Here is a 10,582-nt window from a genome sequence, read left to right as displayed (position 1 = left end):
GTCCGCGCACCCCGGACCGGACACTTTCGTTAAGCCGACAGCGCCCAAGCCGCCGGGGCGGCCACGCTAGAATGCGAGGCTAACCAGCAGGGATCTGAATCTATGTGCGGCATTGTGGGAGCGATCGCCCATCGCGACGTGGTACCGGTACTCATCGAAGGCCTGAAGCGACTGGAATACCGGGGCTACGACTCCTCGGGCATTGCCGTGATCGATACCGCCGCCGCCGAAGCTGACGTCCGTCGTGTGCGCCGTACCGGCCGCGTGGCCGAGATGGAGAAGGCCGCCACGAGCGAAGGCTTCCAGTCGCTGCTCGGGATCGGCCACACCCGCTGGGCCACCCACGGTGGCGTGACCGAGGCCAATGCGCACCCCCACATCAGCCACGGCGTGGCGCTGGTGCACAACGGCATCATCGAGAACCATGAAGAGCAGCGCGAGAAGCTGCGCGCGCTGGGCTACACCTTCGAGTCGCAGACCGACACCGAAGTGATCGCGCACCTGATGCACCATCACCTCAAGGAGGGCGACAGCCTGCTGTCCGCGCTGCAGCGCACGGTCAAGGAACTGACCGGCGCCTACGCGCTGGCGGTGATGAGCCGTGCCGAGCCGGACCACTTCGTCTGCGCGCGCATGGGCTGCCCACTGCTGGTCGGCGTGGGCGAGGGCGAGAACTTCGTCGCCTCCGATGTCTCGGCGATCCTCCAGGCCACCCGCACCGTGATCTTCCTGGAAGAGGGCGACACCGCCGACATCCGCCGCGACGGTGTGCAGGTCTATGACGAGCACAACCAGCCGATCGTCCGGGATGTGCACCTGTCCGATGTGTCGCTGGCCTCGCTGGAGCTGGGCCCGTACCGCCACTTCATGCAGAAGGAGATCCACGAGCAGCCGCGCGCGCTTGGCGACACCATCGAGGCGGCGATCGACGCCGGTGGCTTCCCGGCCACCCTGTTCGGCAAGAACGCCGAAGCCGTGCTGTCGGGTATCGAAGGCGTGCAGATCCTCGCCTGTGGCACCAGCTATTACGCCGGCCTGACCGCGCGTTACTGGATCGAATCCATCGCCGGCCTGCCGTGCAGCGTGGAAATCGCCAGCGAATACCGTTACCGCGCTGCCTATGCGAATCCCAAGCACCTGATCGTCACCATCTCCCAGTCCGGCGAAACGCTGGATACGATGGAAGCGCTCAAGTACGCCAAGTCGCTCGGCCACCTGCACACGCTCTCGATCTGCAACGTGCCCGAGAGTGCGATTCCGCGCGCCAGTGAACTGGTCTGCTACACCCGTGCCGGTGCCGAGATCGGTGTCGCCTCGACCAAGGCCTTCACCACGCAGCTGGCGGCGTTGTTCCAGCTCACCGTGGTGCTGGGCAAGCTGCATGGCCGCATCGACGCCGTGCAGGAAGCGGACTACCTGGAGCAGCTGCGCTTCCTGCCGGGCAGCGTGCAGCACGCGCTGAACATGGAACCGCAGATCGCCGCGTGGGCCGAACGCTTCGCACGCAAGAGCAGTGCACTGTTCCTGGGCCGTGGCCTGCACTACCCGATCGCGCTGGAAGGCGCGCTCAAGCTCAAGGAGATCACCTATATCCACGCCGAGGCGTATCCGGCCGGTGAGCTCAAGCACGGCCCGCTGGCGCTGGTGGATGAAGACATGCCGGTGGTGGTGATCGCCCCGAACGACAGCCTGCTGGAGAAGGTCAAATCCAACATGCAGGAAGTGCGCGCCCGTGGCGGTGAGCTGTTCGTCTTCGCCGACCAGGACAGCAACTTCGTCGAGTCCGAAGGCGTGCATGTGATCCGTACCCCGCGCCATGCCGGCGTGCTCAGCCCGATCGTGCACACGCTGCCGGTGCAGCTGCTGGCGTACCACACCGCACTGGCCCGCGGGACAGACGTGGACAAGCCGCGCAACCTGGCCAAGAGCGTGACGGTGGAGTGAGGCGCCCGCCGCCGAGGCGGCGCTGACACGTATCCAGGGTGGCTCTGCGGGGCCACCCTTTTTTATGCGATCACCCGCTTGTAGAGCCACCCCATGGGTGGCTGCGGGAGCCACCCGGCCGTCGGCACTGGAACTTTAGTCGTGCCCTGCGGCGGCATTCAGCGACGGTTTTAGTCACGGTGCCATTCTCAGGGTCGTTCACGCTTTCCACGACGAACCGTCCCAGATTTGCAAACTCCTGGCCCAGGGTGCGGTCGTAGAATCGAGTGACCGAGGACCGCGTGGCACTGCCACCGACCTCGCTGCAACCAGGCGCCTCTCTCGACTTCAGTAACCTGTAACAGGAAACAAGAATGAACGTCCGCGAACTCCTGCAATCCAAGAAAGAAGCCATCGTCACCATCGATGTGGAAGACACCATCGGTGCCGCCGCGCACAAGATGAGCGCGCACAAGATCGCCGCCCTGGTGGTGATGAAGGACGATGCGCCGGTACGGATCGTGTCCGAGAAGGACATCGTGCGCAGCCTTGCGGAAGATGGTCCCCAGGCCGGCCGACGCGTCATTTCCAGCTTGCCGTCGGCAGGGCTGGAAGGCATCGGCCCGGACGCCACCCTCAAGCAGGCGATGGCACTGATGACGTACTCCCGCCATCGTCACCTGATGGTGACCGAGGGCGCCAAGCTGGTCGGCATCCTGAGCCTGGGCGATATCGTTAAGAACCTGCTCAGCGAGCTGGAGCTGGAAAAGGCGGTCCTGCAGGACATCTACCTGGCGGCGCACTGACCTTGCACCAAGCGCGTTGACGGGCATTGCCGGCCGCGGGCCGCCAACCCCGTACATCCCCCGACGAGGTCAGCGTGTGCGTTTGATCTCGACGAGCTGCTGAAGGTCGTTCTTCAGCAACTGATAGGCGCCATCGCGCGCCTCATCGCCGGTTTGCCGCAGGACCCACGACGGATGCACCGTGGCGAATGCGCGCGTGCCGTCGTCCAGCACGTGCCAGCGTCCGTGGTTCGCCATCAGGTTGAATCCGGCACCGAACACGGCCGTGGCCGCGGTGGCGCCCAGGCAGACGATCACCTGCGGGCGCACATTCTCGATTTCCCCCATCAGCCACGGCCGGCAGGCGTTGACGTGGGTCAGCTGAGGCTTGCTGTGGATGCGCCGTTTGCCGCGCCGTTCAAAGCGGAAGTGCTTGACCGCGTTGGTCAGGTACAGCGCGCTGCGCTCGATGCCGAGCTCACGTAGCGCACGGTCGAGCAGCTGTCCAGCCGGGCCGACGAACGGGTGGCCGCTGAGGTCCTCGCTGTCGCCGGGTTGCTCGCCGACCAGCATGATCGAGGCGTTCGGCGGGCCCTCGCCAAACACCGTCTGCGTGGCCGGTTCCCATAGCGGGCAGCGGCGGCACGCCGAGGCGGCATCGCGCAGTGCACCGAGCGTGGCCGGTGCAGCGTCCGTCACTGCTGGCGCGCCGGTGGCGGGCACAGGAATGCGCCGCCGGGGGGCCTGCGCTTCACGGTCGTGCATCTCCTGCACCCGGTCACCGGCATCACGCACCAGCTGCGGCAGCAACGCGGCTTCGGGCAGATGCTTCCAGTATTTCGCTGGCATCTCCTGCTGCATCATCCGGGTGTTCAGGCGCGCCGGATTGAAGATGTTGGCGTAGTAGGTCCGCCACAACTCCTCGCGGGCATCCTCGGTTGGCGCATCGCTCTGCCGGCCACCAGGGCCGAATGACAGCGCCTGGCCATCCCAGTGCGCGCTGCGCCCCGGCGTGAGAATCGCCCAGCGCATCCCGGCGAAGCGGCGCGCGAAGAACGGGGCGACGCGATCGACGATGTGGTGCTCCGGCTCGAACCAGGCGATGAATGCATCCTGTTCACCCGGCACCTCGCGGAAGCGCACGAAGGCCTTCATCTTGTGCGAGTCGCGGCGCACCGCCTGGCTCAGTGCCATTGCGCGCAGCACGTCCGGGTCGGTGGGGTTGGAGAGGAGGCTGCGCTCGCCGTGGGCGATGCGCCACAGCATGCGATACAGCAGCGACAAACGCTGCGGGTCGCGGTGGCACAGGCAGGTGGCGGCCAGTTCGACGAACGCCTTGGCCACATAGGTAGGAGCGTCGTGCGGTGCGCTGGCCTCTGCGTCGGTGCCTTGCAGCGACGGGGCCTCCAGCAGCGAGGCTTCTTCGCCGTGCAGCCAGTCCAGCTGCTCGGGTGCCACGGCGTGGCGCAGGGCCAGGCGCGCGGCATCGCGCCACGCCTGCAGCGACCACGGCGGGTCAATACGAACGCTCCAGCGCGCCATCTCAGTGCGGGGCCACCGCATCGAACAGCGCGCCCTGCTTCGGCGGCGGCGCCAGGCGCGCGCGCAGCGTGGCCGGGTCATCCAGCTGCTTGCGCGGATGGTGGTCGGCCAACTGCACGAACGGCAGCAGCTTGCTCATCGGCGCGCGCAGGCGGGCCACATCGGCTACCCGCAAGCGCCCATGGCGGCGTGCCATCAACACCCGCTTGACGTTGCGCACGCCCAGGCCCGGCACGCGCAGCAGCAGTTCCTTCGGCGCCAGGTTGAGGTCGACCGGGAAACGCTCGGGATGGCGGATCGCCCAGGCCATCTTCGGGTCGATGTCCAGATCGAGCATGCCGCCCTGGGTGGTACTGGTGATCTCGTCCACGCCATAACCGTAGAAGCGCAGCAGCCAGTCCGCCTGGTAGAGGCGGTGCTCGCGTGCCAGCGGCGGTGCCTGCAGCGGCAGTGCCTTGCTGGCATCGGGGATGGGGCTGAAGGCGGAGTAGTAGACCCGGCGCATCCGGTAGTTGCCGTAGAGGTTGTCCGCTGCACCGAGAATCTGCTGGTCGCTGGCACCGTCGGCACCCACGATCATCTGTGTGCTCTGGCCGGCTGGCGCGAAGCGCGGTGCGCGCGCCCGGCGGCCACCCGCAGCGGGTGCCGGCATCGGTGAAGCGGCCGATGTCGCGGCGGTGCCTGCATCGGACTTGCCTGCCTCCTTGGCCTCCTCAATGCGCCAGCGCAGCTCGCCCATCGCCCCCCGGATCGACGGCAGCGATTTCTCCGGGGCGAAACTGGCCAGCCCGGCCTCGGTCGGCAGCTCGATATTGATCGACAGCCGATCGGCATGGCGGCCGGCGAGCGCGAGCAGTTCCGGTGAGGCTTCCGGAATCGTCTTGAGGTGGATGTAGCCACGGAAGCGCCGCTCCTCTCGCAGCACCCGCGCGATCTCCACCATCTGTTCCATCGTGTAATCGGCATTACGAATGATGCCGCTGGAGAGAAACAGGCCTTCGATGTAGTTGCGTTTGTAGAAATCCATCGTCAGCGCGACCACTTCCTCCACGCTGAAGCGTGCCCGCTGCACGTTGCTGGAGACGCGGTTGACGCAGTACGCGCAGTCGTAGATGCAGAAGTTGGTGAGCAGGATCTTCAGCAGCGACACGCATCGGCCATCGGGCGTGTAGCTGTGGCAGATCCCCATCCCTTCGGTGCTGCCGATGCCGCCGGAGGTGCGCGAATCGCGCTTGCCCGCACCGCTGGAGGCGCAGGACGCATCGTATTTCGCGGCATCGGCAAGGATGGCCAGTTTGCGGATCGTCTCCATGGAAAGACCGTACCCAGGCACGATCTCATCCAGTGAGACGCGTCACATAGGCCCTGAAGCATTCAGGTTCCGCATCAGCCCTCGAAGGTTACTTTCACCGAGTCCGCGCTGTACGTCGCCGGGCCATGGAACACCACTTCGATGTTGTTGCCATCCGGGTCCAGGGCGAAGGCTGCGTAGTAACCGGGGTGGTAGGGCCGCTCGCCCGGCGCACCGTTGTCCTTGCCACCGTTGGCCAGTGCCGCCTGGTGGAAGGTCTCGACGGTGGCGCGGTCGCGGGCCTGGAAGGCGAGATGATGGCGCCCGGTGAGCTGGCCGAGTGCTGCCTCGCTGTCGGGCGTGGAAATGAACAGCTCATCGGCCCAGAAGTAGGTGTCGCCTTCGCCGGCGATCGGAATGCCGATCGTGTCGAACACGGCCTGGTAAAAGCGGCGGCTGGCGGCAAGATCCCGGACCACCAGTTGCAGGTGATCGAGCAGGCGGCCGCGGTGCAGTTCCATCGTTTCCATATCGACTCCGTTGGGTGGTGGGACCGGGCGCAGATATACCACTGGCGGCGGCCCGGGGCATTACCGCAGGGTCGACCTTGCTGACCACGTGCAGGCCTGTGTCGGCCACGGCCCTTCCGCCTGCCCGCGCGCTGACCTACGCTGCGCGCTGGCGTCATGAACGCGCAGGCGGAGGAGGCACGATGCTGTGGATGGTGATGATGGCCCAGGCGGTCGCAGGCGACGTCGGCTATGAACAGGTGCGCGCACTGGCGCAGCGTGATGAAGCCAGTCTGGCCCCGGCGGCCTACACGGAGATGGTGGACAGCATGAGCCGGGTCGGAGGCGCCAGCTTTACGCGTTGCCTGCCGACCCCCGCGCCGGAGACGCTCGCCGCGTTCACGGTGGTGCTGCAACTGGATGCTCAGGGCAAGGTAGTGCGGACCTGGCGCGAAGGCGAGGAGGCGGTCGCGCGCTGCGTGGACGCAGGATTTGCCGGGGAAACGTTGTTCGTGCCACCGAAGGCGCCGTTCCATGTGGCCTTCGAGTTCCAGGTCCAGCCATAGCACCCACGACGCGCCGGTATCTGCCGGCGCATCGCGGAGCGGCCGGGATCAGGCGATCGGGGTGTTGGAGATGATCTCCACCCAGTAGCCATCCGGATCCTTGATGAAAGCCAGGTGCTTCATGCGGCCGTCTTCCAGGCGCTTCTGGTAGGGCACCTGCAGCGCATCGAAGCGCTTGCAGGCAGCCTGGATGTCCGGCACGGACACGCAGATATGGCCAAAGCCGCGCGGGTCGCTGTTGCCGTCGTGATAGACCGCGCCGGCCTGAGTTTCGGTGCCGTGGTTGTGGGTCAGCTCCAGCACGCCCGGAATCCCGGCCATCCACACGCGGCGGGCCTCGTCGCCCTCCGGAATCTGGGTGCCGGCCGGCAGCAGGGCCAGGAAGTACAGGCTGAATTCGGCCTCGGGGAAGTGGCGCAGATCGATCAGGCGGAAGCCGAGCACGCCGGTGTAGAACGCCAGCGAGGCGGCAGCATTCTTCACGCGGAGCATGGTGTGGTTGAACACGAAGCCGGTGGTTTCGGCCGGCGGCTGGGGGGCGACACCCGGCTGGGTCTGGAAAGCGGCAAGGGACATGGGGATCCTGGGGCAGGGCCGCATCGGCGCGGCGGATACGTCATGTTACCGGTCCCGGCCGGGCGGGGTGGCGGGTAGAATGGTGTGTCTTCCTGACCAGCGTTCATCATGTCTCAGCGTGAATGGGTGGCGTCCGCCATCCGCAAGATCGAAGCCGATTTCAACCGTTCGGCCGATACCCACCTGATCCCGATGGACCTGCCGGGGTTCGATGGCATCGACCTGTATTTCAAGGACGAGTCCAGCCATCCCACCGGCAGCCTGAAGCATCGCCTGGCCCGGTCGCTGTTCCTGTACGCGCTGACCAACGGCTGGCTGCGTGAAGGGCGCCCGGTGATCGAAGCGTCCAGCGGCTCCACGGCCGTATCCGAGGCGTATTTCGCCCGGCTGCTGGGCCTGCCGTTCATCGCCGTGATGCCGGCCACCACCTCGCCCGAGAAGATCGCGGCGATCGAGTTCCATGGCGGCCGCTGCCATCTGGTGGAACGTGCGTGCGACCTCAACTGCGATTCCGAAGCACTGGCCCGCGAAACCGGCGGCCACTTCATGGACCAGTTCACCTACGCCGAGCGCGCCACCGACTGGCGTGCCAACAACAACATCGCCGAATCGATCTTCAAGCAGATGGCCGAGGAGCCGCACCCGGTGCCGGAGTGGATCGTGTGCAGCCCGGGCACCGGCGGTACCGCGGCCACGCTGGGGCGCTACGTGAGCTACCGCCGGCATGACACGCGCATCCTGTGTGCGGACCCGGAAGTGTCGGTGTTCTACGACGGCTACTGCGCCGCGCTGGCCGGGCAGCCTTGGCGTGAGCTGACCTGCAGTGGCGGCTCGCGCGTGGAAGGCATCGGCCGGCCGCGGGTGGAATCGAGCTTCATTCCGACCAGCGTCGATGCGATGGTCAAGGTGCCCGACGCGCTGAGCCTGGCCGCGATGCGCCACGTCAGCCGCCAGCTGGGTCGCCGCGTGGGCGGCTCCACCGGCACCAATTTCATCGGCGTGCTGCAGGCCGCGCAGCTGATGCGCGATGCCGGCCGCAGTGGCTCGATCGTCACCATTCTGTGCGACAGCGGCGAGCGCTACGCGCACAGCTATTACAACCCGGAGTGGTACCCGAAGCAGGGCATCGACGTGGAGGGCGCCGACGCCCAGCTTGCCGCGGCGGTGGCCGGGCAGGGGTTGCCGGTGCTGCCCTGCGTCTCGCTGGAAGCGCTGTACTGAGCGGGGCACCAGGCGTGGCGTGAACCTGGCCCATCGGCGCACGCCGGGGCCTTGTGCGGGGCGGGGGGCAATGCCATATCGTGGGGTGATGCCGCTGCAGCGGCCCCGTTGTCTGGAGATGCCTGTGACCCCCACCAACCCCCTGCTCGATTTTTCCGGCCTGCCGCGTTTCGATGCGATCCAGCCCGAGCACATCGCCCCGGCGATCGACGCCCTGCTGGCCGAGGCCGAGGCGGCGGTAAAGACCGCCGAGACCGTCACCCCGGTGACCTGGGCGACCTTCGCCGATCCGCTGGACGATGCCACCGAGCGCCTGTGGCGTGCATGGGGGCAGGTGGGCCACCTGCAGGCTGTGGTGAATACCCCGGCACTGCGCGAGGCCTACAACGCCAACCTGCCCAAGGTGACGCGCTTCGGCAGCGCACTGGGCCAGAACCTGGCGCTCTACCAGCAGTACCGCGCCCTGGCCGCTGCGCCGGAAGCGGCGCAGTACGATCCGGCACGCCGCAAGGTGCTGGAGAACGCCCTGCGTGATTTCCGCCTGGGCGGTGCTGAACTCGATGACGCCGGCAAGGCGCGCTACAGCGCGATCCGCGAAGAACTGTCCGCGCTCTCGGCGACGTTCTCGCAGAATGTGCTCGATGCGACCGATGCCTGGTCGCTGCACGTGGAAGACCGCGCCGAACTGGCTGGCCTGCCGGACGATGTGATCGCCGCTGCCCGCGCTGCCGCAGAGAAGGATGGCCTGCCCGGCTGGAAGCTGACCCTGCAGATGCCGTGCTACATCCCGGTGCAGACCTACGCCGAACACCGCCCGCTGCGTGAGGCGCTGTATCGCGCCAACGCGGTCCGCGCCTCCGAATTCGGCGACGCCGCGCTGGACAACAGCAGCAACATTGATCGCGTGCTGGCCCTGCGTGCGGAGCTGGCCGCGCTGCTGGGCTTCGCCAACTACGCCGAGTATTCGATCGCCACCAAGATGGCCGAAGATGCGCCGCAGGTGCTGGGCTTCCTGCGCGATCTGGCCGCGCGTGCCAAACCGTATGCACAGCGCGACCGTGCCGAGCTGGAGGCCTTCGCGCGCGACGAACTGGCCCTGGCCGCGCTGGAAGCGTGGGACCTGGCCTTCGCGGCGGAGAAGCTGAAGCAGGCGCGCTACAGCTATTCCGAGCAGGACGTGAAGCAGTACTTCACCGAGCCGAAGGTGTTGGACGGCCTGTTCAGCGTGATCCGCAGCCTCTACGGGCTGGAGGTGCAGCCGGACAGCGCGCCGGTGTGGCACCCGGACGTGCGCTTCTTCCGGGTGGTCGATGGGCAGGGCGTGCTGGTGGGTCAGTTCTATCTCGACCTGTACGCGCGCGAAGGCAAGCGCGGTGGCGCGTGGATGGACGATTGCCGCAACCGCCGCGAGACCGCCGCCGGTGTGCAGACGCCGCTGGTGTACCTGGTCTGCAACTTCGGCAAGGGGGCCGCGGGGCAACCGGCGACCTTCAGCCACAGCGATGTGACCACGCTGTTCCATGAAATGGGGCATGGGCTGCATCAGTTGCTGACCCGCATCGGCGAGCTCGGCGTGGCCGGCATCAATGGCGTGGAGTGGGACGCGGTGGAACTGCCGAGCCAGTTCATGGAGAACTTCTGCTGGGAATGGGAGCGCGTGCAGGCGATGACCGCACACGTAACTACCGGCGAGCCGCTGCCGCGTGCGTTGTTTGACCGCATGCTGGCCGCACGCAATTTCCAGAGCGGCATGTTCACCGTGCGCCAGCTGGAGTTCGCCCTGTTCGACATGCAGTTGCACAGCGATTTCGACCCGACCCAGGACAGCGTGCAGGCCCTGCTGGAGCGCGTGCGCGATGAGGTGGCGGTCAACCGGCCGCCGGCCTGGAATCGCTTCCCCAATCAGTTCAGCCACATTTTTGCCGGTGGCTATGCGGCGGGCTACTACAGCTACAAGTGGGCCGAAGTGCTCAGCGCCGATGCCTATGCCGCGTTCGAGGAAGCGCCGGACAAGGTGACCGAGACCGGTCAGCGGTTCCGCGATGAAGTGCTCTCGCGGGGCGGCAGCCGGAGTGCGGCAGAAAACTTCGCTGCGTTCCGTGGGCGCGCACCGACGGTGGACGCACTGCTGCGGCACAACGGGATGGTGTGACCCTGGTTACGGTAGTG

The 10,582-nt window shown here is 66.8% G+C and carries 9 protein-coding genes; 5 read left to right on the top strand and 4 right to left on the bottom strand.

Annotated elements, in window-relative coordinates:
- Nucleotides 1-102: 102 nt before the first annotated feature.
- Complete coding sequence (gene glmS / locus ACE026_RS09300) at nt 103-1,944, top strand: glutamine--fructose-6-phosphate transaminase (isomerizing) (RefSeq protein ID WP_486038776.1); 1,842 nt, start codon at nt 103-105, stop codon at nt 1,942-1,944.
- Nucleotides 1,945-2,297: 353 nt separating this feature from the next.
- Nucleotides 2,298-2,729, top strand: coding sequence for a CBS domain-containing protein (locus ACE026_RS09295; RefSeq protein WP_152152316.1), 432 nt, complete (start codon nt 2,298-2,300; stop codon nt 2,727-2,729).
- 69 nt (nt 2,730-2,798) lie between these two features.
- Here the strand turns inward: ACE026_RS09295 and ACE026_RS09290 are convergent, their stop codons facing one another.
- The 3 genes from ACE026_RS09290 to ACE026_RS09280 form a co-directional block, all read right to left on the bottom strand.
- The gene (locus tag ACE026_RS09290) at nt 2,799-4,250 is read right to left on the bottom strand and encodes a UdgX family uracil-DNA binding protein (RefSeq protein WP_486038775.1); all 1,452 of its coding nucleotides are present in this window, start codon (nt 4,248-4,250) and stop codon (nt 2,799-2,801) included.
- Between the two features lies 1 nt (nt 4,251).
- The gene (locus ACE026_RS09285) at nt 4,252-5,562 is read right to left on the bottom strand and encodes a putative DNA modification/repair radical SAM protein (protein WP_486038774.1); all 1,311 of its coding nucleotides are present in this window, start codon (nt 5,560-5,562) and stop codon (nt 4,252-4,254) included.
- A gap of 74 nt (nt 5,563-5,636) precedes the next feature.
- A complete protein-coding gene (locus tag ACE026_RS09280; RefSeq protein WP_486038773.1) occupies nt 5,637-6,071 on the bottom strand; it encodes a VOC family protein in 435 nt (144 codons plus the stop codon).
- A gap of 182 nt (nt 6,072-6,253) precedes the next feature.
- On the opposite strand from ACE026_RS09280, the gene ACE026_RS09275 reads away from it, so the two are divergent.
- Nucleotides 6,254-6,616, top strand: coding sequence for a hypothetical protein (locus tag ACE026_RS09275; RefSeq protein ID WP_486038772.1), 363 nt, complete (start codon nt 6,254-6,256; stop codon nt 6,614-6,616).
- A gap of 48 nt (nt 6,617-6,664) precedes the next feature.
- Here the strand turns inward: ACE026_RS09275 and gloA are convergent, their stop codons facing one another.
- Complete coding sequence (gene gloA, locus ACE026_RS09270) at nt 6,665-7,192, bottom strand: lactoylglutathione lyase (RefSeq protein ID WP_486038771.1); 528 nt, start codon at nt 7,190-7,192, stop codon at nt 6,665-6,667.
- 108 nt (nt 7,193-7,300) lie between these two features.
- Between gloA and ACE026_RS09265 the strand changes: the two genes are divergently transcribed.
- Entirely contained in the window at nt 7,301-8,413 is a 1,113-nt protein-coding gene (locus tag ACE026_RS09265; RefSeq protein ID WP_346469039.1) for a PLP-dependent cysteine synthase family protein, read from the top strand.
- A gap of 118 nt (nt 8,414-8,531) precedes the next feature.
- Nucleotides 8,532-10,565 (top strand): M3 family metallopeptidase, encoded by a 2,034-nt coding sequence (locus ACE026_RS09260; protein WP_486038770.1) that lies wholly within the window; start codon nt 8,532-8,534, stop codon nt 10,563-10,565.
- Nucleotides 10,566-10,582 lie beyond the last annotated feature (17 nt).

This window comes from Stenotrophomonas sp. AGC87, from assembly GCF_057333975.1.
Note: the sequence above shows the minus strand (reverse complement) of the source record. Positions and strands in the feature narration are given on the sequence as shown.

What these genes read in the sequence shown, in the direction of transcription:
- ACE026_RS09260 (WP_486038770.1), top strand. Translation starts at nt 8,532, where the DNA reads ATGCCTGTGACCCCCACCAACCCCCTGCTCGATTTTTCCGGCCTGCCG.
- gloA (WP_486038771.1), bottom strand. Translation starts at nt 7,192, where the DNA reads ATGTCCCTTGCCGCTTTCCAGACCCAGCCGGGTGTCGCCCCCCAGCCG.
- ACE026_RS09295 (WP_152152316.1), top strand. Translation starts at nt 2,298, where the DNA reads ATGAACGTCCGCGAACTCCTGCAATCCAAGAAAGAAGCCATCGTCACC.
- ACE026_RS09280 (WP_486038773.1), bottom strand. Translation starts at nt 6,071, where the DNA reads ATGGAAACGATGGAACTGCACCGCGGCCGCCTGCTCGATCACCTGCAA.
- ACE026_RS09275 (WP_486038772.1), top strand. Translation starts at nt 6,254, where the DNA reads ATGCTGTGGATGGTGATGATGGCCCAGGCGGTCGCAGGCGACGTCGGC.
- ACE026_RS09285 (WP_486038774.1), bottom strand. Translation starts at nt 5,562, where the DNA reads ATGGAGACGATCCGCAAACTGGCCATCCTTGCCGATGCCGCGAAATAC.
- ACE026_RS09265 (WP_346469039.1), top strand. Translation starts at nt 7,301, where the DNA reads ATGTCTCAGCGTGAATGGGTGGCGTCCGCCATCCGCAAGATCGAAGCC.
- glmS (WP_486038776.1), top strand. Translation starts at nt 103, where the DNA reads ATGTGCGGCATTGTGGGAGCGATCGCCCATCGCGACGTGGTACCGGTA.
- ACE026_RS09290 (WP_486038775.1), bottom strand. Translation starts at nt 4,250, where the DNA reads ATGGCGCGCTGGAGCGTTCGTATTGACCCGCCGTGGTCGCTGCAGGCG.